This window comes from Aquamicrobium soli, from assembly GCF_042646345.1.
GTDB classification, from domain to species: domain Bacteria; phylum Pseudomonadota; class Alphaproteobacteria; order Rhizobiales; family Rhizobiaceae; genus Mesorhizobium; species Mesorhizobium soli_A.
Window position 1 is genome coordinate 95,984 of the sequence record NZ_JBHRTK010000013.1, and the last position, 22,283, is coordinate 118,266.

General features: G+C 63.2%; 28 protein-coding genes. 14 read left to right on the forward strand and 14 right to left on the reverse strand.

The annotated features are described in order from the left end of the window. The first annotated feature begins 99 nt into the window (after positions 1-99). Positions 100-1,299, forward strand: coding sequence for an FIST N-terminal domain-containing protein (locus ACFOHJ_RS14755; RefSeq protein WP_378221750.1), 1,200 nt, complete (start codon positions 100-102; stop codon positions 1,297-1,299). Positions 1,300-1,307: 8 nt separating this feature from the next. Beyond that, a complete protein-coding gene (locus ACFOHJ_RS14760) occupies positions 1,308-2,645 on the forward strand; it encodes an ATP-binding response regulator (protein WP_378221752.1) in 1,338 nt (445 codons plus the stop codon). On the opposite strand, the gene ACFOHJ_RS14765 is transcribed toward ACFOHJ_RS14760, so the two are convergent. Further along, positions 2,642-3,319 carry a response regulator gene (locus ACFOHJ_RS14765; RefSeq protein ID WP_378221753.1) on the reverse strand — a complete coding sequence of 226 codons (678 nt, stop codon included), beginning with the start codon at positions 3,317-3,319 and terminating at the stop codon, positions 2,642-2,644. The two genes, ACFOHJ_RS14760 and ACFOHJ_RS14765, sit on opposite strands and share 4 nt — an antisense overlap. 207 nt (positions 3,320-3,526) lie before the next feature. Here ACFOHJ_RS14765 and ACFOHJ_RS14770 point away from each other — a divergent pair, with 207 nt between their 5' ends. Continuing rightward, on the forward strand, positions 3,527-4,567 hold the full coding sequence (locus tag ACFOHJ_RS14770; RefSeq protein ID WP_378221755.1) for a zinc-dependent alcohol dehydrogenase family protein: 1,041 nt from the start codon (positions 3,527-3,529) through the stop codon (positions 4,565-4,567). Between the two features lie 13 nt (positions 4,568-4,580). Next, positions 4,581-5,384 carry a creatininase family protein gene (locus ACFOHJ_RS14775; RefSeq protein WP_378221757.1) on the forward strand — a complete coding sequence of 268 codons (804 nt, stop codon included), beginning with the start codon at positions 4,581-4,583 and terminating at the stop codon, positions 5,382-5,384. On the opposite strand, the gene ACFOHJ_RS14780 is transcribed toward ACFOHJ_RS14775, so the two are convergent. Beyond that, positions 5,381-5,884 carry a tyrosine phosphatase family protein gene (locus ACFOHJ_RS14780; RefSeq protein WP_378221802.1) on the reverse strand — a complete coding sequence of 168 codons (504 nt, stop codon included), beginning with the start codon at positions 5,882-5,884 and terminating at the stop codon, positions 5,381-5,383. The genes ACFOHJ_RS14775 and ACFOHJ_RS14780 overlap by 4 nt on opposite strands. A gap of 2 nt (positions 5,885-5,886) precedes the next feature. Next, positions 5,887-6,918 carry a threonine-phosphate decarboxylase CobD gene (cobD, locus tag ACFOHJ_RS14785; protein WP_378221804.1) on the reverse strand — a complete coding sequence of 344 codons (1,032 nt, stop codon included), beginning with the start codon at positions 6,916-6,918 and terminating at the stop codon, positions 5,887-5,889. Between cobD and cbiB the strand changes: the two genes are divergently transcribed. Further along, positions 6,917-7,885: an adenosylcobinamide-phosphate synthase CbiB gene (gene cbiB / locus ACFOHJ_RS14790; protein WP_378221759.1), complete on the forward strand. Its 969-nt coding sequence runs from the start codon at positions 6,917-6,919 to the stop codon at positions 7,883-7,885. The two genes, cobD and cbiB, sit on opposite strands and share 2 nt — an antisense overlap. Before the next feature lie 12 nt (positions 7,886-7,897). Here the strand turns inward: cbiB and cobU are convergent, their stop codons facing one another. Beyond that, a complete protein-coding gene (gene cobU / locus ACFOHJ_RS14795) occupies positions 7,898-8,410 on the reverse strand; it encodes a bifunctional adenosylcobinamide kinase/adenosylcobinamide-phosphate guanylyltransferase (RefSeq protein ID WP_378221760.1) in 513 nt (170 codons plus the stop codon). Between the two features lie 40 nt (positions 8,411-8,450). Beyond that, positions 8,451-9,650, reverse strand: a complete 1,200-nt coding sequence (locus tag ACFOHJ_RS14800) for an MFS transporter (RefSeq protein WP_378221762.1) — start codon at positions 9,648-9,650, stop codon at positions 8,451-8,453. Between the two features lie 222 nt (positions 9,651-9,872). Here ACFOHJ_RS14800 and ACFOHJ_RS14805 point away from each other — a divergent pair, with 222 nt between their 5' ends. Then, positions 9,873-10,868, forward strand: coding sequence for a heparan-alpha-glucosaminide N-acetyltransferase (locus tag ACFOHJ_RS14805; protein WP_378221764.1), 996 nt, complete (start codon positions 9,873-9,875; stop codon positions 10,866-10,868). Beyond that, positions 10,865-11,341, forward strand: coding sequence for a methyltransferase family protein (locus ACFOHJ_RS14810; RefSeq protein ID WP_378221766.1), 477 nt, complete (start codon positions 10,865-10,867; stop codon positions 11,339-11,341). The genes ACFOHJ_RS14805 and ACFOHJ_RS14810 overlap by 4 nt, the downstream gene beginning before the upstream one ends. A gap of 21 nt (positions 11,342-11,362) precedes the next feature. On the opposite strand, the gene ACFOHJ_RS14815 is transcribed toward ACFOHJ_RS14810, so the two are convergent. The 5 genes from ACFOHJ_RS14815 to ACFOHJ_RS14835 form a co-directional block, all read right to left on the reverse strand. Continuing rightward, complete coding sequence (locus ACFOHJ_RS14815) at positions 11,363-11,749, reverse strand: MerR family transcriptional regulator (RefSeq protein WP_378221768.1); 387 nt, start codon at positions 11,747-11,749, stop codon at positions 11,363-11,365. Between the two features lie 188 nt (positions 11,750-11,937). Then, positions 11,938-13,356 carry a magnesium transporter gene (gene mgtE / locus ACFOHJ_RS14820; RefSeq protein ID WP_378221770.1) on the reverse strand — a complete coding sequence of 473 codons (1,419 nt, stop codon included), beginning with the start codon at positions 13,354-13,356 and terminating at the stop codon, positions 11,938-11,940. 299 nt (positions 13,357-13,655) lie between these two features. After that, complete coding sequence (locus tag ACFOHJ_RS14825) at positions 13,656-14,138, reverse strand: DUF2380 domain-containing protein (RefSeq protein ID WP_378221772.1); 483 nt, start codon at positions 14,136-14,138, stop codon at positions 13,656-13,658. A 115-nt stretch (positions 14,139-14,253) separates the two neighbouring features. Then, positions 14,254-14,850: an IMPACT family protein gene (locus ACFOHJ_RS14830; protein WP_378221773.1), complete on the reverse strand. Its 597-nt coding sequence runs from the start codon at positions 14,848-14,850 to the stop codon at positions 14,254-14,256. A 21-nt stretch (positions 14,851-14,871) separates the two neighbouring features. After that, positions 14,872-15,006, reverse strand: a complete 135-nt coding sequence (locus ACFOHJ_RS14835) for a hypothetical protein (protein ID WP_378221775.1) — start codon at positions 15,004-15,006, stop codon at positions 14,872-14,874. A gap of 218 nt (positions 15,007-15,224) precedes the next feature. On the opposite strand from ACFOHJ_RS14835, the gene ACFOHJ_RS14840 reads away from it, so the two are divergent. After that, positions 15,225-15,515 carry a hypothetical protein gene (locus tag ACFOHJ_RS14840; protein ID WP_378221777.1) on the forward strand — a complete coding sequence of 97 codons (291 nt, stop codon included), beginning with the start codon at positions 15,225-15,227 and terminating at the stop codon, positions 15,513-15,515. A 652-nt stretch (positions 15,516-16,167) separates the two neighbouring features. Here ACFOHJ_RS14840 and ACFOHJ_RS14845 read toward each other — a convergent pair. Beyond that, positions 16,168-16,482 carry a hypothetical protein gene (locus tag ACFOHJ_RS14845; protein ID WP_378221779.1) on the reverse strand — a complete coding sequence of 105 codons (315 nt, stop codon included), beginning with the start codon at positions 16,480-16,482 and terminating at the stop codon, positions 16,168-16,170. 83 nt (positions 16,483-16,565) lie between these two features. On the opposite strand from ACFOHJ_RS14845, the gene ACFOHJ_RS14850 reads away from it, so the two are divergent. The 5 genes from ACFOHJ_RS14850 to ACFOHJ_RS14870 are packed head-to-tail and all read left to right on the forward strand — an operon-like array spanning position 16,566 to position 19,561. Then, on the forward strand, positions 16,566-17,315 hold the full coding sequence (locus ACFOHJ_RS14850) for an SOS response-associated peptidase (RefSeq protein WP_378221781.1): 750 nt from the start codon (positions 16,566-16,568) through the stop codon (positions 17,313-17,315). Next, positions 17,312-17,494, forward strand: a complete 183-nt coding sequence (locus ACFOHJ_RS14855; protein ID WP_378221783.1) for a hypothetical protein — start codon at positions 17,312-17,314, stop codon at positions 17,492-17,494. The genes ACFOHJ_RS14850 and ACFOHJ_RS14855 overlap by 4 nt, the downstream gene beginning before the upstream one ends. Positions 17,495-17,547: 53 nt before the next feature. Beyond that, complete coding sequence (locus ACFOHJ_RS14860) at positions 17,548-18,159, forward strand: hypothetical protein (RefSeq protein WP_378221784.1); 612 nt, start codon at positions 17,548-17,550, stop codon at positions 18,157-18,159. A 1-nt stretch (position 18,160) separates the two neighbouring features. Next, entirely contained in the window at positions 18,161-18,937 is a 777-nt protein-coding gene (locus tag ACFOHJ_RS14865) for a hypothetical protein (RefSeq protein ID WP_378221786.1), read from the forward strand. Positions 18,938-18,946: 9 nt separating this feature from the next. Beyond that, on the forward strand, positions 18,947-19,561 hold the full coding sequence (locus tag ACFOHJ_RS14870) for a hypothetical protein (RefSeq protein ID WP_378221788.1): 615 nt from the start codon (positions 18,947-18,949) through the stop codon (positions 19,559-19,561). An 82-nt stretch (positions 19,562-19,643) separates the two neighbouring features. On the opposite strand, the gene ACFOHJ_RS14875 is transcribed toward ACFOHJ_RS14870, so the two are convergent. Together ACFOHJ_RS14875 and rhuM are read right to left on the reverse strand one after the other, a co-directional pair. Next, on the reverse strand, positions 19,644-19,910 hold the full coding sequence (locus tag ACFOHJ_RS14875) for a DUF982 domain-containing protein (RefSeq protein WP_378221789.1): 267 nt from the start codon (positions 19,908-19,910) through the stop codon (positions 19,644-19,646). Positions 19,911-20,046: 136 nt separating this feature from the next. Continuing rightward, on the reverse strand, positions 20,047-21,075 hold the full coding sequence (rhuM, locus tag ACFOHJ_RS14880; RefSeq protein ID WP_378221790.1) for a RhuM family protein: 1,029 nt from the start codon (positions 21,073-21,075) through the stop codon (positions 20,047-20,049). 369 nt (positions 21,076-21,444) lie between these two features. On the opposite strand from rhuM, the gene ACFOHJ_RS14885 reads away from it, so the two are divergent. Further along, positions 21,445-21,714, forward strand: coding sequence for a TFIIB-type zinc ribbon-containing protein (locus ACFOHJ_RS14885; RefSeq protein ID WP_378221792.1), 270 nt, complete (start codon positions 21,445-21,447; stop codon positions 21,712-21,714). 34 nt (positions 21,715-21,748) lie between these two features. On the opposite strand, the gene ACFOHJ_RS14890 is transcribed toward ACFOHJ_RS14885, so the two are convergent. Next, positions 21,749-22,132: a DUF1515 family protein gene (locus ACFOHJ_RS14890; protein WP_378221794.1), complete on the reverse strand. Its 384-nt coding sequence runs from the start codon at positions 22,130-22,132 to the stop codon at positions 21,749-21,751. Positions 22,133-22,283 lie beyond the last annotated feature (151 nt).

Genomic DNA, 22,283 nt, shown 5'->3' on the forward strand with positions numbered 1-22,283 from the left:
ACGAGAATGCAATCCGCCCGAAAGGCCGTATATTGTACTTTCGGTCACGCGAACGGCGTCTCCAGCCCCCCATTGCCAAAGCCGCCCGGACAACCCACAATGCCCTCCGACATACCAGGGAGGAACCTGCTGGCCTGTTCGCGGACACGATACGCCTGCGGCCTTTCCGCGCTCACCACCGATGCCGCGGATGCTGACGGTTTTGCTCGTGCAATAGCGCTGGAAGTAGCGGCCATCGAAGCGGGATTCGCCCTCATTTTCTTCTCGCAAAGCCTGATCGACGCCGACACCCTTTCATCGGCGTTGAAGGCTCATGTGCCGGCCCTCCACTATGCCGGCTGCTCGACGGCCGGGGAGATCACGCCGGACGGGCTGACGGAAGGCCATATGGTAGCGGTGCTGTTCCCGACTGCGCTGTTTTGCGTGACCAGCGCCATGATCGACGATCTTTCGTCCACCGGCATGGACAAGATAACCAGCAATGTCAGCGAGTTACGTCGCCATATTCGCACCAAGGCGGAGCTCAGGCCCGCCGGCAGCACTTTCGCGCTCTGCTTCATCGACGGTCTTTCCAACACCGAGGAGGCGGTGACCTCGGCCATTCACTGGGGCCTGGACGACATTCCCCTGATCGGCGGCTCGGCAGGCGACGACCTCAAGTTCCAAACGACGCGCCTCATTTCCAACGGCCGCGTCGCGTCCGACAGCGCCATCGTCGTCCTCATCGCCACGGAGATTCCCTTCCGCGTCTTCAAGACCGACAATTTCCTGCCGACCGAGGAAAAGCTGGTGGTTACGGCTTCGGACCCGGAGCATCGCCTGGTCCGCGAATTCAATGCGGCCAACGCCGCCGAGGAATACGCGGTCTCGGTCGGCATCGACAAGCAGTCGCTGACGCCGATGAGCTTTGCCTCGCACCCGGTGGTGGTGAAGGTCGGGGGCGAATATTACTGCCGTTCGATCCAAAAGCTGAACGAGGACGGCTCGCTGTCCTTCTTCTGCGCCATCGACGACGGCGTGGTGCTTTCCATCGCCGAGCCCAAGAGCATGGTCGAAAGCACGCGCGCCGCCCTCACTTCGGTCGAGCGGCGCCTTGGCGGCATCGACATGATTCTGGGCTTCGACTGCGTTCTGCGGCGGCTCGATGCGCATAACCGGCAGGTGCTGCGCGGCATATCGGAACTCTATCGCGAACATCGGGTGATCGGCTTCGGTACCTATGGCGAGCAGTACCGGTCGATGCACCTCAACCAGACCTTTACCGGCATCGCCTTCGGCCGGCGCCAGGCGGCGGAATAGGAACTTCGATGCCCCTGAAGGACATAACGGACGTCGCGCGGCTGAAGAAGATCAACGCCGCGCTGGTCGACCGCGTCGAACGAGCGATGGACCAGCAGGGCAACGCCTTCTCGCTGTTCCAGACGGCGATTGCGCTCGAGAACCAGGTGCGCACGCGCACGGACGAGCTTCATTCGACGCTGCGCCGGCTCGAGCAGTCGAATGCCGACCTCAGCGCGGCCAAGGAAAACGCCGAACTCGCCAATCTGTCGAAGACACGCTTCCTTGCCGCCGCCAGCCACGACGTTCTCCAGCCCCTGAACGCCGCCCACCTCTCGATCTCCGCCCTGGCCGAAATCCAGATGGGCGAGGAAGGCAGGAAACTGGTGCGCCAGGTCGAGCGCTCGCTGGAAACGATGGAGGATCTGCTGCGCACCCTGCTCGACATATCCAAGCTCGACGCCGGCGTGGTGCGGCCGGAAATCGGCGATGTCAGCCTGGAATCGCTGTTCGCCTCGCTGCGCTCGGATTTCCAGCCGCTGGCGGATCTGAACGGGCTGAAGCTCAAGTTCCGCCCGGCGCCGGCGACCGTGCGTTCGGACCGCACGCTTTTGCGCCGCATCCTGCAGAACATCATCTCCAACGCCCTGCGCTATACCCGCGCGGGCGGCGTCCTGGTCGGCATACGCCATCGCGGCGACACGGTGCGCATCGACGTGGCGGATACCGGCTGCGGCATTCCCGAAGACCAGCACGACGCGGTGTTCGAGGAATTCAACCGCGGCAGCATTTCGGCCAACACCTCGCTCGCCAGCGGCGGGCTGGGGTTGGGGCTGGCGATCGTGCGGCGCATCGCGGGCGCACTCGACCATCCCATCACGTTCTCGTCGCGGGTTGGGCGCGGCACGATCTTCCATATCGACGTGCCGGCCGGCAGCGGCCGTCACGGCGAGATCGAGGTCGTCGGCGAGATGGAGCGGCCGCGCGGCTACGGCCTGTTCGGCACCAAGGTGCTGCTGATCGAGAACGACGTCGATGTCCTGCGGGCGATGACCTCGCTGCTGGAACGCTGGCAGTGCGTGGTGCGGCAGGCGACCGCCACCGACGAAGCGCTCGACCTGCTCGGCGATACCGCATGGGTGCCCGACATCATCATCGCCGACCAGCACCTCAACGACGGCGACCTCGGCAGCCATACCATCGCCGAGGTGCGCGACTATCTCGGTCGCATCGTCCCTGCCCTGATCATCACCGGCGACCCTTCGGACGCGGTGGTCAAGGCCGCCCGTTCAGCAGGGATAGAACTGATGCGCAAGCCGCTGAAGCCGGCGCAGTTGCGCGCGCTGCTGGCGCACCTTCTAGCTTAAACTTGGTCGCGGAACAGGTCGGCGTTGTCGAGCTTGGAAACCTCGATCACGGCCTGCGTGCGGCTGTAGACATTGAGCTTGCGCAGGATCTCGGAGACATGCGCCTTCACCGTGGTCTCGCCCACCTGCAACTCATAGGCGATCTGCTTGTTGAGCAGCCCCTGTTGCAGCATGCGAAGGACGCGCAGTTGCTGCGGCGTCAGCTTGGAAAGCCGCGAGACGAGGTCGGCGCGATCGATGCTGTCCGCCCCCTGCGCGCCTGCCTGGTAGGTTTCCGGCACGAAGACGGCCCCGTCCATCACCGTGCGTATGGCGTCGGCCAGTTCGCTCTTGCGCGCCGATTTGGGAATGAAGCCGGCGGCCCCGTAGGACAGCGCCTCGGAAATGATCTTGGCATCCTCGTAGCCGGAGACGATGACGACCGGCAGGCGCGGATAGCGGGTGCGCAGTTGCAGCAGCCCCTCGAAACCGCGCACATCCGGCATCGACAGATCGAGCAGCGCCAGGTCGAAGGATTTTCCCGAAGCGAGAACATCCACCGCCTCGGCGATGGAGCGCGCCTCGACCGTATCGACATCGGGATAGGCCATCTGGACGGCACTATGCAGCGCCTCCCGAAACAGCGGGTGGTCGTCGATGATGAGAAAACGAGCGGCTTCCAGCGGTGCGGTCATGGCATGATACGGCGAGGTGCTTTATTTCTGGCTGAGACAAGGTAGCAGCGGCAAGATAGGCCGATAATTGCAAAATAGTACATTGCCGGCATCTGTCGCGGCCAGCGGGACATTTTTCACGGTGCGGTGCCTTGCCTGGCCGCGCGATCCGGCCGAATGTCGCTGCGCGCCCCTGTCGGCGTCCATAAAACCCAGCAAGGAACACCGATGAGAGCGGTTGTCTTCGAGGAATTTGGCCAGGCGCCGGCGATCCGGACGGTGCCGGACCCGCGGCCGGCGCCGGAAGGCGTGGTGATCAAGCTCGAGGCGACCGGCATTTGCCGCTCGGACTGGCACGGCTGGATGGGGCACGACCCCGACATCCGCCTGCCGCATGTGCCGGGGCATGAACTGGCCGGCACAGTGGTGGCGGTGGGCCGGCAGGTGAGTCGCTGGAAGGCCGGCGACCGCGTGACCGTGCCGTTCGTCGCCGGCTGCGGCCGCTGCGTCGAATGCACTTCGGGCAACCACCAGGTATGCGAGCACCAGTTCCAGCCCGGTTTCACGGCCTGGGGCTCGTTCGCCGAATATGTCGCCATCGACTTCGCCGACACCAATCTGGTGCGGCTGCCCGAATCCATGGATTTCGCCACCGCCGCCAGCCTCGGCTGCCGGTTCGTGACTTCGTTCCGGGCGGTCGTCGACCAGGGCCGGGTGACGCCGGGCGAATGGGTAGCGGTGCATGGCTGCGGCGGTGTCGGGCTTTCGGCCATCATGATCGCCAGCGCCATGGGCGCCAATGTCGTCGCCATCGACCTTACCGAGGAAAAGCTGGAATTCGCGAAAAAGATCGGTGCGGTCGCGACCGTCAACGCGGCAACGACGCCGAACGTCGTCAAGGCGGTCAAGCAGATCACCAATGGCGGCGCGCATATGTCGATGGACGCGCTCGGCCATCCGACTACCTCGTTCAACTCGATCTCCAACCTGCGCCGGCGCGGCCGCCATGTGCAGGTGGGGCTGATGCTCGGCGACCATGCCAAGGCGGCGGTGCCGATGGCCAAGATCATTGCCTTCGAGCTGGAAATCCGCGGCAGCCACGGCATGCAGGCGTTCCGTTATCAGGCGATGATGGATATGATCGCGACCGGCAAGCTGAAGCCCGAAATACTCGTCGGGCGCAGGATGAGCCTCGAGGAGGCCCCTGCCGCGCTGATGGCGATGGACCGCTTCGACGGCGTCGGCATCGGCGTCGTGACGCGTTTTTGACAGGAAGCAGCCTATGAACACGCCAAAGCGGCGGGTGTGGTGGGGCGACTACCGCGCAACCGAATACGCCCTGATCGATCCCGAAGCGACCATCGCCGTCCTGCCGGTGGCGGCGATCGAGCAGCATGGCCCGCACCTGCCGGTCTCGACCGACACCACGATCATGGAAGGAATGCTGGAGACGGTCATTTCCCGGCTGCCGGACGACCTCGACATCCGCATCCTGCCGGTGCAGGCCGTCGGCAAATCCAACGAGCACATCGAGGTTCCGGGCACGCTGACCCTGCCGCCCGCCACGCTGACCGACGCCTGGAGGGAACTCGGCCTGTCGGTGGCACGGGCCGGGATCAAGAAGATCGTCGTCGTCAATTCGCATGGCGGCAACGAGGAGGTCATGAGCATCGTCACGCGCGAACTCCGGGTGCGTGAAAAGATGCTGGCGGTGAAGACGAGCTGGCAGCGCTTCGGCCGCCCCGCCGGACTTTATACCGAGAGCGAGGACCGCTACGGCATCCATGGCGGCGACGTGGAAACCTCGCTGATGCTGCATTTTCGCCCCGACCTCGTGGACATGGGCAAGGCGCAGGACTTTGTTTCCAACGTCACCCGCGCCGAGGGCGAGTTCGCGCTGCTGCGCCAGACCGGCACCCACTCCTTCGCCTGGCTCGCCGCCGACCTCAACCCCAACGGCGTGGTCGGCGACGCCGCCTCCGCCACGGCGGAGAAAGGCCGGCTGACGGCGCAACATCAGGCCGACGGGTTCATCACCCTGCTGCGGGATATCCGCAAGGCGGCGCTGGCGGACTGGATTCTCTAGATCTCCAATGCGAAGGGGGCTCCCTCGAAGGCATCGGCCCCACGTCCGATTGCCCTGATCGCCGCGATCATGCGACCCTGCCGGCCCAAAATGGCGTCGGCGACCTCGATCAACCGGGGGTTCGGCGTCGCCGAGGGCGACAGGAAGCGCAGCGTATGCGCCAGTTCCATCTCGTCCAGCGAAGGATCAAAGGCCGCCGCGACGATATAGGCGGCGGCGGTCGAGCGACTGACCCCGGCATAGCAATTGATCGCCAGCGGCGCAGTTCGATCTCCCGCCTGTACGAAATCGAGCATGCGCCGCACGTGGGATTCGCCGGGCAAGGTCATGCCGTCGCGCAATTCGGCAATGTCGTTCATGGCGAGCAGAAGGTGGTTTTCGGCAGCGATCACCGCTGGCCGGGTCATCGTCGTGCCGGCCGAAAGCAGGGAAACCAGCCGTGCCGCGCCGGATTGCGCCACGACCCGATCGACCTTCGACAAGGGGCAGACATGGATCAGCATCAGCGTCGCTCCCCGGCCCATTCTCGGAGCGCGGTTTCCAGGCGCGACCATTCTTCCTCGTTGCCCGGCAAGCCTGCCCGCAACACCGTGGGGCGCTCGTCGTAGTGTCGGAGCAGGATGCCCCGGCGGCCGAGCGCGGAAAACAGGCCTGCGGCCTGCGGAAAGTCGAGATAGCGGTAGAGCGGCGTGCCGCCGCCAACCGGGGCGTCGTGACGGAGGAAAAGCGCGTCGAGCCGTCCCGATTCGTCGTGCAGCCTCGCCCGCATGGCGTCCTGCCAGTTTCGGTCACTCAGCGCGCGGAACCCGTATTCCAGCGCCGGGCCGGACACGGCCCATGGACCGAGTTGCGTTTCGAGGCGGCCTGCCGTTTCGGGCTCGGCCAAGGCGAAGCCCAGGCGCGCGCCGGCTATGCCGAAGAATTTGCCGAACGAGCGCAGCACCACGATGCCGCCCTGCCCGACATCGCCGGCGAGGCTCTGCTCGCGCGGCCCCACGTCCATAAAGGCCTCGTCCACGATCAGAAGGCCGCCTTTCGCGCGCAGCTTCTCGGCCAGAGCCAGAAGGCGGGTGCGCTCGATCACGCGGCCGTCCGGGTTGTTCGGGTTGACCACTACGGCAAGATCGGCGTTGGCCAGTTCGTCGAAATCCTGCGCCTCCCGCACCGCATGCCCGGCGATGGCCGCCGCGCGCGCATGCTCGGCATAGGTGGGCGACAATACCGCCGCCCTGCCCGGACGCACCAGCCGCGCTACCTGCGGCAACAGGATCTGGGTTCCGGGCGCGGCAACCACCTCCTGCAGCGAGGGCGCGCCATAGGCTGCCGCCGCCACCGCCTTGAGGTCGTGCAGCCGCTGCTGTTCCGGCAAGCGCAACAGCGCGGTGGCGGGCAGGTCGAAAAGCGGATAGGAGTGCGGGTTGATCCCGGTCGAGAGATCGACGAACGGTTCGGGCGCCTGTGGAAACAGCGCTCTCGCCCGGGCAAGGCTTCCGCCGTGATCGACCGCCGCCATCGCCTGTTGCAGAATCCCCATGTCCATGCTGATCGCTTTCCTGTCGCTGGCTGTCGAAATCCGGCTGGGCTACCCGGACCGACTGTTCCGTCTCGCCGGTCATCCGGTCACATGGATCGGCAGGTTGATAACCCTTCTCGATAAAACGCTCAACCGCGCCACCGATGCCGACCACACGCGGCGCATTTGCGGCGTCATAGCCTTGCTGGTGCTCGTCGCCGTCTCTGCGGCCATCGCTTTCGGCATCGAGCGGGCGCTGCTGCCGATTCCGCTCGGCTTTCTCGCTGTCGCCCTGCTGGGCAGCACGCTTCTATCGCAGAAAAGCCTTGCCGAGCATGTCGAGGCGGTCGCCGACGCGCTGGATCAGGGGGGATTGCCGGCCGGGCGACAAGCGGTGTCGATGATCGTCGGCCGCGATCCGGAAACGCTCGACACGGCCGGTGTCAGCCGCGCAGCAATCGAGAGCCTGGCCGAAAATTTTTCCGACGGCATCGTCGCGCCGGCGTTCTGGCTGGCCATCGGCGGGTTGCCAGGGGGCGTTGCCTATAAGGCCGCCAACACCGCCGATTCGATGATCGGGCATCGTTCGCCGCGCCACCAGGCGTTCGGGTGGGCCGCCGCCCGCTTCGACGACCTCGTCAACTTGCCAGCGTCGCGGTTGACCGCGCTGCTCGTCGTGGCCGGAGCGAATTTCATTGAGGGCGCCAGCCCGCGGCGGGCATGGGACGCGATCTGGCGCGATGCCGGAAAACACTGCTCGCCCAATGCCGGCTGGCCGGAAGCGGCGATGGCCGGGGCGCTCGGGCTGGCACTGGCCGGGCCGCGCGTTTATGGCGGGGTCCTGGCCGACGATCCGTTCATGGGCGAAGGCGGCCGGCGGGAGGCGACCAGCGCCGATATCAGGCGGGCGCTACGGCTCTACTGGGCGGCCGATCTCCTGCTGGTCGCCCTTTTCGGCTTGCTGGCGCTGGCGGCGGCGCTTTTCTAGACGCCGCTGCCGTCACTTCACCTTCATCGGCAGCCCCGCCACCATCAGGATCACGCTATCGGCGACGGCGGCGACCTGCTGGTTGAGGCGCCCGGCGGCATCGCGAAAGCGGCGCGCCAGCGCATTGTCGGGGACGATGCCCTGCCCGACCTCGTTGGAGACCACGAACCACGGGCCGCGCGGCTTCGACAGGCATTGCACGAGCTTCGCACATTCCGCCGCGACATCGTGCTCGGCCAGCATGTGGTTGGTCAGCCACAGCGTCAGGCAATCGATCAACATCGGGCGTCCGTCGGGCACCGCCTCGATGGCGCCTACGAGGTCGAGCGGCGCGTCGAGGGTCTGCCAGCCGTCGCCGCGCTGCGCCCGGTGCAGGGCGATGCGCTCGCGCATCTCCTCGTCATAGGCTTGTGCCGTCGCGATATAGGCCCACGGCGCCGGATACCGCCTCACCAGTTGCTCGGCGTGGCTGCTCTTGCCGGAGCGCGCGCCGCCGATCAGCAAAGTCAGGTTTCGTTCAGCCAAGCCGGTCATCGCTCGTTGTCACTCACGCATTGACTGTCGTTTACATCTTCTTCGGCAGGTAGCGCCAGGAGACGACGGCACAGGCCAGCGTGAGGAAGCTTAGCGTCACGAATACCGACCCCAACCCGAAGAAGGCAAGCACGACGGAGTAGACCATCGGCGGGGTGAGTTCGGAAAAGTCCAGATAGGTGCGGTAGACCGCCGCCATCTGCGCCCGCTCATACGGGTGCACCGCGCGCATGAACACCGTGGAACCCAGCGCATCGAGCGCGATGACGAAGAAGGCCCCGACCAGCAGCAGGCCGGCGGTAAGCAGCGGAGCGGCCGCGCCGATCGAGCCGGCCGCGAAAAGCGACAGCGTCATGCAGGCGAAAGCAAGCGTGATGATGCGCCTCGCCCCAAAACGTCGGCCGGCCTTGCCCCAGAAGATGGCCATGAACAGCAGGCCGTTGCCGGCCGAGATCAGCAAGCCGCCGGCGATGTCGCCCTGGCCGGTGATGACCATGAACAGCGGACCGTAGACGAAGAACGTCGTCCAGAAGCAGGAGCGCCCGAAGGCGATCAGCCAGGCAAGGCGCAGGCGCGGCTGCGAGACGAAGCGGCCGATGTTGGCGATCGGGTTGATCGCCCGGCTCTTGCCGGCCGCGATCAACTGGTTGTCGCTGAGGCGATAGAACCAGAACAGCGCCAGCAGGAACAGGGCGAAGGCCGCCACCGCGCCATGGGCGGCATAGATGCCGAAATGCGAATAGAGGAAGATGCCGAGCGTCGGCCCGCAGGTCCAGGCCACCATGGACCAGGCCATGCGCAGCGATTCGGAGCGCATGAAATCCGTCTTGCGGATGTGGTCCATGATGTAGAGGTTGAGCGTGATGGATAGCGCGCTGGCGCCCATGACGCGGCAAAGCATGCCGAGGAACTGGCCGACCAGCGTATGCGTCACGAAAAACAGCGAGCCGACGGCAAGCAGGCAGGCGCCTGCCGTGTAGACCCAGCGCCGCGCAAAGCGATGGATGAGGATCGGCATGAACAGCGTTACCGACAGGCCGAGCAGCGAAACGGCTGTGTAAAGCACCGAAACCGTCTGCTCGTTGCGCAGGATTTCGTAGGCCTGGATCGGGATGACGCTGGAGACGGTCGCGCGGGCAAAGGATTCGACCGTATAAAGCGAGGCGAAAGTGCGAGCCCCCGCATGCTTTACGGAAGGCAGCCACATCGGATGGCGGACATGGATGGCCATGGGCGTCTGTTACTCTCGCAATTCCGCGACGATGTGACGATTCGCTATCGTTCCCGGTAGCAGGAAACCGACCCTTGCGGCCCCAAAAGCGATACCGCCAACCGTTTCCGCGCAGTGGCCCAAAAGCCAGGCGGTCGGATTGCGGATCGTAAGCCGTTTCAGCTCTCGCCCGCCGTGACCGGCATGGTAATCGTTAGCAATCGAAAGCAGCAAGGTTCCCGCATGAGCATCGATCCGCCCGCGCCGCCTGCCCTCGCATCAAAACGCATCATTGCCATCGACGTGGCGCGCGGCCTCGCGCTGCTTGCGATGGCGAGTTACCACTTTACCTGGGACCTCGGCTTCTTCGGCTATACCGATCCCAGCCTGACGGCGTTCGGCGGCTGGAAACTCTATGCCCGCTGCATCGCCAGCACTTTCCTGTTCCTCGTCGGCGTCAGCCTCGTTCTCGCACATGGCCGGGGAATCCGCTGGCGCGGGTTCTGGAGACGCCTCGCCATGGTGGGAGGCGCCGCGCTCGCCATCACGGCCGTGACGCTGGTCGCCATCCCGGATGAATTCATCTTTTTCGGCATCCTGCATGAAATAACCGTGGCGAGCCTGCTCGGCCTGTTGTTCGTGCGGCTGCCGGGCCTGCTCACCTTGCTGGTCGCGGCGCTGGTCATCGCCGCACCGTTCTTCCTGAGCTTCGGCCTGTTCGACCACCCCCTGCTCTGGTGGGTCGGGCTCTCGACAGTGATCCCGCGCTCCAACGATTATGTGCCGATCTTCCCGTGGTTCGGCGCGGTGCTTGCCGGCATCGGCGCGACACGGCTCGCCGTCACGTCCGGCCTGCTGGCCTGGCTCGGCACTTTCCCGGCCAACCGTTTCGTGCGCCCGCTGGTCTTCATCGGCCGGCACAGCCTTGCCTTCTACCTGATCCACCAGCCGGTGCTGATTGCCTGCGTATGGCTGTTCTCGCAGATATCGCCGGCGCCCGTGCAAACCAATGAGCAGGGGTTCCTCCATTCCTGCGCCGCCTCGTGCGAGGAAACCCGAGACAGCGCGTTTTGTACCGCCTATTGTGGCTGCATGCTCGATGCCCTGGGCAAGGACGGCACGCTCCAGCGCATGAGCGGCGGGCACGAAGACCCGGAACTGCGGGCGCATGTGACGGAAATGGCCGGCATGTGCACGGCAACGACCGACGAGGCGGTGACAGGGGGAGAAACGCAGTGAGCGAAACCGATGCAAAAGCCGGCTGGCTGCCATGGCCGCCGCTGATCTACCTTTCGGCGATCGTGATCGCGGTTCTCCTCACCGTGTTTTATCCCCTGCCCTGGATAGTCGGCCTGCTTGGCGACCTGCTGTTCGTCATCGGCCTGCTGGTCGTGCTGGCGGTCATCGCCCTGTGGGCCACCGCCTTCCGGATCATGATCGCGGCCAGGACCACCATCCACCCGAACGGCATGCCCGCGCATCTGGTCACGACCGGGCCGTTCTCGATGTCGCGCAACCCGATCTACCTGGCCAACAGCCTGCTTCTGATCGCCATCGGCCTCGCCGGCGGCATGGCCTGGTTCGTAGTGCTGGCCTTCATCGCGTCGTTCGCGGTTTCAAAACTCGCGATCGAGCGCGAGGAAAAGGTGCTGGCGCTGAACTTCGGCAAGAAATATCGCGACTACCAGAAGCGGGTTCGGCGCTGGCTGTAGGGCTTAGCCGCATCGGCTGGATCAGGTGGTGACGCCCAGTTCCACCAGACGCTCTACACAGGATTCCTCGGCCTGATCGAGTTCGGCCAGCGTCTCTTCCAGGTCGCGGCGCTTCTGCCGCAAATCCTCGCGCTTTTCCTCGATCCGCTTGATCATCAGCTTCAGTTGCCCGACCTCGCCGGGCGGCGCCTTGTACATCTGGATGATCTCGCGGATCTCGTTGATGGAAAATCCGAGCCGCTTGCCACGCAGAATCTGGCGGATGAGATGGCGGTCCGAGGGGCGAAAAAGCCGCGTTCGGCCACGCCGGACCGGCTGGATCAGGCCCTCGTCCTCATAGAACCGCAGCGTTCGCGTCGAAATGTCGAACTCTCGGGTCAGTTCGGTGATCGAATAATATTCACGCATCCAAACTCCCCTGTCGAAGAATGGCCTCCCCCCTTCGACGGCATGTGCACGAACAGGCGCAGCCGTGCATACAAAGCCGGCTTTCGCGCGCGGATTTCGCATGTCATTTACGTAAAAGTCAATCGGCGAGATGAATCTTGCCGGGTTCTACCGCAAGTTCCGGCGCGCTTGCCGGACTAGGCTGTTGATCAGGGAACGCCGAACCACCAGGTCGCGAGCCCGAGGAAGGCGAAAAAGCCGACCACGTCGGTCACGGTGGTGACGAAGACGGCCGAGGCCACGGCCGGGTCGACGTGAAGGCGGTCGAGAAGGAGCGGGATGAGGATGCCAGCGACCGCTGCCACGAACATGTTGATGATCATGGCGGCGGCGATGATGCCGCCGAGATTGGCATCGTGGAACCACAGCGCCGCCACGGCGCCGATGAGGATAGCGAAGACGATGCCGTTGATGGAGCCGACGCCCATTTCGCGGCGAATGATGCGCCAGGCGTTGTAGATGTCGAGATCCTTGGTCGCCAGCGCGCGCACGGTGACGGTCATGGTCTGGGAGGCGGCATTGCCGCCCATGCCGGCGACGATCGGCATCAGGACCGCGAGCGCCACGATATGCTCGATGGTACGGTCGAAAAGACCGATGACGGAAGCGGCCAGAAAGGCCGTGAACAGATTGACCAGGAGCCAGGGCACGCGCGAGCGCGATGTCGCCAATACGGTGTCGGACAGTTCTTCGTCGCCGACGCCGCCCATGCGCATCAGGTCTTCCTCGGCCTCCTGCTGGATGACGTCGACGACGTCGTCGATGGTGAGCACGCCGACCAGCCGCTCGTTCTCGTCGACGACGGCGGCCGACAGAAGGTCGTACTGCTCGAATTCGCGCGCCGCCTCTTCCTGATCCATGGTGGCGGGAATGGCGTGCCGCGTCTCGTGCATCACCTCCTCGACCTTGGTGCCGCGCTTGGTGCGCAGAATCTGGTCGAGATCGATGGCGCCGAGCAGCTTGAAGCTCGGGTCGATCACGAAAATCTGGCTGAAGCGGTCGGGAAGGTTGTTGTCCTCGCGCATGTAGTCGATCGTCTGGCCGATGGTCCAGAAGGGCGGCACGGCGACGAACTCGGTCTGCATGCGGCGCCCGGCGGTCTCTTCCGGGTAATCGAGCGAGCGCCTCAGCCTGATGCGCTCGGTGAACGGCAGTTGCGAAAGGATTTCGTTCTGGTCGTCCTCGTCGAGGTCTTCCAGAATGTAGACCGCGTCGTCGGAATCGAGTTCCTGGACGGCCTGGGCGATCTGCTCGTTCGGCAGGCTGTCGACGATCTCGGCGCGGATCGTGTCGTCGACTTCCGTCAGCGCGGAAAAGTCGAAGTCGGTGCCCAACAGTTCCACCAGGGCGTGGCGCTGGTCCGGCTGCAGGGCCTCCAGCAGGTCGCCGAGTTCCGACTGGTGGAGGTCGTCCACATACCGCTTGAGGGTGAGCGTGTCGCGATCCGCGATCGCCGCCCCGACCTGGGCGAGGAACGAGGCGCGCATCACGCCATCCTCGTCATAGATATCGGCGTGGATGGTGTCCGATGGGGTGGCGCCGGCCGCCTGTTCGTTTTGACTTTCCATCAGGCGTCCCGCTGCCAAGGTCCGGGGAAAAGGGTGCGCGCCACGTCTAGCGCGCAAGGTGCCGGAATATCAAACTAAATGCACCCCTTGCGCACCCGAAAATGACCATGCTTTACGCTCCGCTGCGGGTAATAAGCCGGTGAACCGGGCGTGCGTAGCGGCATTTTATGACAGGCTGACGACCGAACGAAAAGTCAGGCGGCGCAGGCCGGCAGCCTTCCCGCCCGACGTTCCTGCGTTGTCGAGCGCATCGACGGCTGTGGCCAGCAAAGTCCCGGCGGCAGCCGGATGGCTTCATCTCAGGGGAAACAGGTCTTTATGACGTCCTTGCCACCGAACTCGGCCGAGCGCCGCCACGCTTCCGGCGTATCGCCCCGGTAGGTTAGAAGGCGGTCGCAAACCCGGCCTTCGTTCTCCAGGTCGACCACGACAAACTTGGCCCATCCGATCAGCGTGCTCATCTTGTGGATGCCGCCTGCAAGAATGTATCTGGCGTTGGCCGTCCTGGCCTGGCTCTTCAACTGGCCAAGACCCGGATCGGCCAGCGAGCAGCGCCCCGAGCTGCACGGCATGGGAACGATTTCGAGACGGCCGTCCTCTCCAAAAGTTTTCTGCAGATGCTCCTCAAATAGCCGAAGCAGCTTCTCATGCTTGGCGGTCTGGTCCTGGACCTCGCCGGAAGTATCCACAAAATCGAAATGGGCTATCGTGATCCTGATCGGATCAACATCCTGGGCGAAGCTGCCTGCCTGCCCGAGCCAAACCAAAGCTGCCGAAGCCACCAGGAAAATGGCGGTCGTTGAACGCATCGCTGTAGCCTCCGTCGGCGGAGGTGCCCAACCAAAAATATCAAGAAGTTGCGCTATCGTCCATCGATCGCCGGCGTTGCCACCGCCGTCACGGATCCAGCTTGACGGTGGCTCGCCCGCTCGTCAGGTCGGCGACCATGCGGCCTATCTCGTCCGCAGCGCTTTTGGGAAGTGAAAGACGAATTTCTGCGCCCGTCTCATTGAACCGTAGCGCATGGACGTGAACGCCCGGAACCGCTTCCAGCCGTGATTGAACAAGCGACAGGTCGCTAAATCCGCATGCGACCGATGCCGGCAAGGTTTCGACGAGAGGCGCCTTTTCGGCCTCCCGCAGGCACATGGCCGCCGTGCCGCCATAGGCCCGGATCAATCCGCCGCTTCCAAGCAGAATACCCCCGAACCAGCGCGTGACGACGACGGCAACGCGATCGAGCGACTGCCCGTCGATCGCCTGCAAGATCGGCTTGCCGGCCGTTCCGCCCGGTTCCCCATCATCGCTGAATCGGGAGGCCTGCCCGATCCGCCACGCCCAGCAATTATGATTCGCCGCCTGGTCGGAATGCGCGGCTATGAACGCCTTTGCCGCCGACTCGTCTTCAACCGGCCCCGCCACTGCCGCAAACCGGCTCTTCTTGATTTCCTGGCGCGCGGTGACCGTACCGGTCAGTGTCGATAGATGGTCCATGCCGTCATGTAGCGGCGCTGGCTACCGCTTGGCCATAGACATCAGGAAAACCAGGATCACCATCGCGATTCCACCGACCGCAAGCCCGAGCGCGGCGCCATAGATGCTGCCGATCTCGCCACCTGCCAACACGCCGACGACGGCGCCAACGATCATCAGGATTGCGGGAATCAAGCAGCCAGCCATAGCCGACTGTACCCATTGAAAGCAGACGACACCACCGGTTCAAGGCTTCTTCGCCAACCTTGGGCAGGCCGCGGCGGCCGCGCCAATGGCGATTTTTCGTAGACAACGGCGAACGGCTTGCTCGTGACGGTTTCGTTTCAACGCACGGTTGCCTTGCCGACGGGCGGTTAGGCGGTATGTTCCCCTTCATGATGAGAACAGTTCAGATCGCGGCCCTGGCCGCATTGGCTGGTTGTGCATCGGCCAAGCAGCCCGAAACCTCGTGCGCGACCCTCAATCGCGAGATCGGCGACAACTCCAAGGGCATCACCACCGTTGCCCTCAACCGCGGCAAGATCAACAGCCTGAACGTGCCGTTCTGGGTGCCAGGCGGAGCGAAAGCCGTGTCCGTCATCAAGAACCGGCAGATGACCAGGATCGAAAAGCTCCAGTCCGAGCAATCGACGATGCAGGCCGACCGACGACGGGAGTGCCCGTAGCCAAAGCAGGCGGCAGAATCACAAACAGGCTCTCAGGAGGGCGGAACGGAGACGAGTCTCTACGGATCGGACGCCGCGCCGAGCCAGGCTCCGGAAAAGACCGGAAACGCCCAGCGCCCTCACCTTGGAGCGGTGGCGCGCGAGGAAATCGAAAAAAGACGAATGAGATCAATACCATTTTCATGGTATGGTGCGGTCGAGAAGAACCGCAAATTCGCCAAAAACCGCGGAAATCCGCGGCCTTTGTGTCCCACGACAGGAAAATCACGGTCGTTAGAAATCAACTGGTTGCAACATGTGTGTCCCACGCGACGACGGCCGCATCATCCACCAAAATCAATCACTGTGGACAACTCCGCCTCCCGCCGGCAAGTCCGAATGAGGGTCGGTCAGCGGGTGACACCGAAAGCTGATTTGTCTGTCAGGCCGGCCGGCCCCACGGCATTTCGGACAATAGAAGTACGGCCGCAGGTCCTCGTCCTCGCATCCGTGGTCGAATCCTAGCCGATAGCCCAGCCTCACCAGATTGACGCGACCCGAATGCTCGCAACCGTTGACATGGCAATGGACGGTGATCTCCTCGCCCATGCCCAGCATCTTGCCGATCGTGTCGATCACAAGAGGGTACGTAATTTCGGGGACGCGGAACACATCAGTCCTCCCGCCAGATGGGTATCCGCCTCAACTGGATGCTGTCCAAGCGCCGTATCTTCATGCCGACGGCATCGGCCGCGGACGGGCTGATGCACTCGACTAGGAGCCGGCCATGGTCGCGGCCGCGCTCGCACCGCATCTTGACCATGAGATCGTCCACCTCGACGTCGCCAAAAACCACGATCAGGTCGACGGGGTTGTAATAGGCTGTCCGTTTGCAATAGCGGCAGCGCACGCGGATGATCGTGTGATTGCGATCCGCGTCGGACAGGTGGAAAGCGTTCTTGCGTTTCGGCCAATACGGTTCCGGCATAATGAGAACGGAATGGGAACATTTTCCTTGTCCGTCAAGATCGATTATGGAATCAATCCGATCACAAATGAGGATCGAGGCGGATGTGCAACCTCTACAACGTGACGACGAACCAGGAGGCGATCCGCCGTCTGGCGCGGTTCGACTTCGACAGCGTCGGCAATCTCGAGCCATCGCTCGACGTCTATCCCGACTATCGTGCACCAATTGTCCGCAACATCGATGGCCGGCGGGAGTTGGCAAAGGTGCGTTGGGGAATGCCCTCATCGAAGCAGGCGCTCTACCAGGCCGCCAGCAAGAGGGCGGACAAATTGCGCGCAAAGGGCAAGGAGGTCGACTTTGACGAACTCCTGCGTATGGAGCCTGACCGAGGCACCACCAACGTCCGACGGACAGAAAGTAAGCACTGGACCCGCTGGCTAGGGGTCGAGAACCGTTGTGTCGTGCCGGTAACCAGCTTCGCCGAGCCCGACGCCACTGGCCTTAGCGGCTACAAGCCGAACGCATGGTTCTCCGGGGACACAAGCCGCCCGCTGATGTTTTTCGCCGGGTTGTGGGTACCGAAGTGGGAGAGCGTCCGAAAAGTACGCGATGGCCTTGAGACGCTGGACCTTTTCGCGTTTTTGACAACGGAGCCGAACGGCGTCGTTGGGTCGATCCATCCAAAGGCCATGCCGGTGATCCTCACCACGGCCGACGAGATTGACGTGTGGCTATCGGCATCCTGGGACGAAGCCAAGCGACTGCAAAGGCCCCTGCCCGATGACATGCTCCTGGTGGTCGAGCCACCGGCCAAGCCTCAGGAGCAGGCGGCTCAGGGATCCTTGCTATGAGCGACGAACCGATAAAGCTGCCCGAAGGCTTTGCGCCAGTCACGGCCGGCGGCGTGCGAGATCATCGATGCGAGCATGACGGCTGCGGCAACTGGGGCGGTTGGGGTTTCGGAAAGCCCAAGCATATGTCGCACTGGTTCTGCTTCGAGCATCGGGCCGATGGGGAGCGGTTTCTATGAGCCGAGAATCGTTTATCGTCGACCTCGAAAACGCCGCCGACAACGTGGAGGATATGCCGCGCCACGAACTGGCCAGCCTCCTCCGGCGCGCGGCGCTGCGCCTGCGCAACATCGGCGAGCCGCCCGTCGATCTGGACAGCGAGTACGAGGCGCTGATCGACGAGATCAGGGAAAATAGGCGTAGATCGCATTTTTCCTCTTTAATATACGGGAAAAACCTGTATATTAAATCCATCAGCAACGGGGCAGCGCCCCACTCCTCGGGAGACAATCCGATGACCACCATCACCATTCAGCCCAAGTTCTACGACGAGCGTACCGCCGGCCGTTTGCAGGTCGTGGCGCCGATGCCCGCGCTCACCGGCAGCGAAAAGCAGATCGCCTGGGCAACCGACATCCGCTCAGCCCTGCAGGTCGAGTTCGGGGAGCAACTCGCCAAGGCCGCGGGCGTCAAATGGGGCGCGGTCACGCCGCGCGACGTGGACTATATCGCCGAATGCCAGGCCCAGCTTGACGCCCTCGTAGCCGACCCCACCCATGCGTCGGGATTTGAGAAACTGGAAGCGCTATTCTCGATCGCCGAGGCCCACTTCTGGATCGAGAACCGCGACCACGGCATGAACGCGCTGGCGCGTGCCGCCGCTGCCTTCCTGGCCAGCGCCTGACATGACCGTCACCACCGAAATCAAGATCGTGCCGCTCCCCATGGGGGCGGCAACCGGTGCAGCGGTGAGCTTTCCGAAAGATGCCGAACGCAATGCGAGATTCAGAGCGCGCTTTCCAAAGGCTCGCTGGAGCGCCGCTACAGGATCTTGGCTCATAACCGGTAAGACTGCCGCCCAGCGCGCCGAACTATGGGCCGAGGAAGAAGCCGCAAGAGGCGATCGAGAGGCCCGTCTCCGAATGAGGGCCGAGATCGACCGGGCTTGGCATGACGCCGACCCGGCGGTGCGCGCGGCAAAGGAAACTGAAAAGCGCCAACGCGCGGCAGAAGAAGCCAGGAAAGACGCCACCAGGCAGGCGGCACTCGATGCGCGCAGGTACAGGCCTGACGAAGCCATGATCGAAAGGATCATCGCCGACCACATGGTCATCGTCGAGGCCGACAAGGCTAGCTTCGGCTCCGCCTATACAGTCACCCCGGAGCGACTGCGCGCGTTCCTTCGGCTCGGGGTGGCCCCGGGCGAGAGCACCGCGGCCGGGCCTGACAAAGAGAACTTCGGCGCCAGCCTGACTGTCACGTATCTGGGCAACGGCAGGATGCTGACGGTGTCCAAATTTCCACGCGTGCGCGGCAGGAACGGCCGGTGGCAGGAGATCGAGGTAAGCCGCCGCGAGACGGAAGCGGATGCCAGCCTGATGGAGAAGCTTCTTTCGGATCTGGCGTGGCGCGAATACCGGCCGCGCAGCGGGTTCGGCCTCCCCAAGGCGACCAGCAGATAGGAGTACCAAATGAACGGTAACGAATTGCGGGCGGCTCGCGCCACCCTGGGAGAACTCTGGAAGCTCGGCCGACCGCTGTATCTGGCAGAACTCGGTCGGGCGCTGCGGCTCAAAGGCCGCGACCCAGGCGCATCGGTGCTCGAATGGGAGCGCGGCAACGGCCCCTCCGGTCCAGTATCCGTGGCCATCGAGATGATGCTGGCCGGGGCCATGCCACCGGACGGCATCGAGGCGATTACCGCGCAGCTCGGCAGGCCGTCGCTGCTTGATCACGATCGGAACCTCATTTCGACGCTCGAAGGCGCCAGCCTCGTCTATGGGGCCTACCCCGACGGCAAGCCGTGCGAAGATTGCGTCAGCCTCGCCCATCTATACGGCCGCGTCGGCATTGACGTCGATGATAGCGCCTCGCCGCACAGGTCGTATGCGGCCATTGTCGGGGGCGAGGCCGTTGGCACATGGCCCGTCAGCGATTTCGGCGACCCGAACACCGACGAGGAAGGCTGCCAGGCGCGTGCGCTCGACCACGCGAGAAAAGCGCTGGGCGAGGCCTTGCAGAGGGCTGCAGCCGAGATAGTCAAGACCACCCGGGAAAGGGTCGCGGCAGCGAGCAAAGGCGGTTGACGAGCGATCGTCGCGATGTAGGATCGCAGCGTCGCCTTCGGGCGCGGATCGAAACCCAAGAAGGCGCGGGGAAGCAGGGCGCTTAACCGAACTGCCTGCCCTCTCGGATAAAGATATCCGCTTCCTTGGCGGCGGCCGTGAACGCTTCTCGAGCCGCCGCCACGGCTTTCCGCTCTTGCATTACATCCATCAGCGCCTGCAAGGCGGCCCGATGCTTCGGTCCCTTTTTCTGCTCCGGCCACCTGTGGACCAGAAAATCGGCCGCCTGGCCGACACGTGTGACGGTGAAGAAGCGGCCCGTCTGAGCCGTCTCGACCGTGACCGGAATGTCAAAATTCTTGTCACCCATACTCGGTACCTCCCAACGCGACTCAAGTCCGCGCGGGCGATTCGGTTCCGAACAACAAAAGCGCCCGCCACCTTTCGGCAGCGGGCGATGTGAAACTAGATAGGATGACGCCCAACCGACGCCGGCCGTACGATGGTTATGCTGCTGACGGCGGAAGCCGGCTGTTCTTCTTGAACAGTTCAAGCTGCGCCTTGGCAAACTTATTCGCTGCCTCTCGTCGGGGGCCGCCACTATAGCCCTGAAATACAGGGAATTCGTACTGCGCGACCAGTTCCTTTAGCTTGTTCAATAGACGCTGCATCGACACCTGTTTCCCTTGCATGGCCATCCCTTCTGCGTAGAGCAGCCATGCTTCGCCGATCAATTCCATCTTCCGCAACTCGTCCGGAGAGCAGAAGTTCTTTGCGACGGTGACGTCACTTGCCGTCGGTATCCGATTTCCGAGCGCGATCGCTCCCATATTTGGCTTAGAGGCGTCTGCACGCGACATGATGATTTGAACAGCGGTCTGCCCCGACGCCGCATAGTGGAACGTATCTTGGCTGGTGGAGAAGAACGTCCGGGCTGCCGGATCATCCTTGTCGTAGTCGATAGCGCACTGAGCGAATGTCTCGCGAACCTGCATATAGAGGTTCTTTTCAGAAGTCCGGATCGCGCGAACTTCTTGCGCCAACTTGAGCAGAGCGGCGGGGTCGGAATTTAGCCGCTTGCCGTTTAGAGCATAGCCGTCTTGAATGTATCCTTTCAGAACGGTGGATGCCCACTTACGGAATTCCGTGGCCTTCTTCGAACTGACCTTGAACCCCACCGCCAAGATCGCATCCAGATTGTAGATCGGAGTTCTGTAGGCCTTGCCGTCAGCGGCAGTTACCAAGGATTCCTTGGAGACTGATTTTTCGTCAAGATCGCCGTCGCGATATAGATTTTGAAGGTGCAGGCTAACGTTTTGCTTCGTAACGCCGAACAAATCAGCCATCTGCGCCTGCGTTGCCCAGACCGTATCGCTTTCAAAATCGATCGGCAGATCGATCTCACGGCCATCAGTCTTAAATTTCGCGAATGCGTCGAACTGGACGACGCCCTTAACGAAATCCATCGCCGCCGCTGCTCCGGCTTTGAGACGGCTGGCGAGTGATTTCTTGGATTTTGGATTTTCGTCTGCCACGACATAAACCTTTCTGGATGTCGTTATGCGGCAGAGAAAGGGCTTGACAATGGGAGCGAGGAATCCCATGTACCTGTCAAGTGATCACTTTCTCCACCGCGAGGTGGGATTTCTGGCCCGGCTGGTGCTTCCAACACCGCCGGGTCGCTGCTTTCTAACCAGAATTCGGTAGAATTATTGAAAGGTAGGTAGCCGACTGTCGTTGCGCAACCTTGCCTCGCAAGTTTTTGTCGTTTTTTACTTGGGAGTACGAGTATTTGGCCGACTCCGGCCGGGGTTTTCGTATCAGGTGTCGACGATCACGGCCGCACCTAATTTCTTGATTCCTGGCCCATCCAGCCCACCTATGGAAAAACCCGGAGGATAGATATGAAGTGTCCGATAGACGACGCCGATCTGGTGATGGCAGAACGCCAAGGTATCGAGATTGATTATTGCCCGAAGTGCCGCGGCGTGTGGCTAGATCGGGGCGAACTTGACAAGATCATCGATCGGTCAACGGATGACGATGACGACAGACGCCGGCAGGCTTCGAGCCGCCAGCCCGATCCGCCCCGATACCGTGACGACCGGGAATACCAGACACACCGGCCATATAAGAAAAAGAAGTCGCTCTTGGGCGAGTTGTTCGACTTCTGAGTGAGATCACTGACGGCCATCGCCGGCTTATCGCTCACCCCCTAAACCACGCCGCGATCTGGTCAAAATAGTGCTGGATGAGAAACGTCAGCCCCGACGCGCCGAAGCCGACAATGGCCAGCGCGCCGATGCCGCGTTGCTTCCAGGCGCGCACCTCGTCGGTGACCTCTTTTGTATCGGCCAAGTCCGCTGTGACACCGGAAAGCTCGCCCTCGACATGCGCGACCTTGCTGTTGAGCACGCCGACCTCGCTGACCAATTCGTCGACGCGACGATGCACGGTGGCGCGATGCTCGTCGGCTCGGCGGTTACTGGCATCGGCGCGCGCGTCCGATTCATCCATTTTCGCGGCGAGTCCTTTGACCGCAGTCTCGAGCGAGCCGATCGCCTTGTAGATTTCATTCAGGCTGGCAGTCATTTCCAGCATCCCCGAGATTGGCCGAAGCGATCGGTGGCGATGAGATAACGCGCTACGGCTTCCTCGCGCTGCACCAGGCTCACCGGATCATTTGCCTTGGGTGGTTTCTTCCACCCCGCGCAGCTGCTCGCAGTCGTTGCGCAGCCCGCCA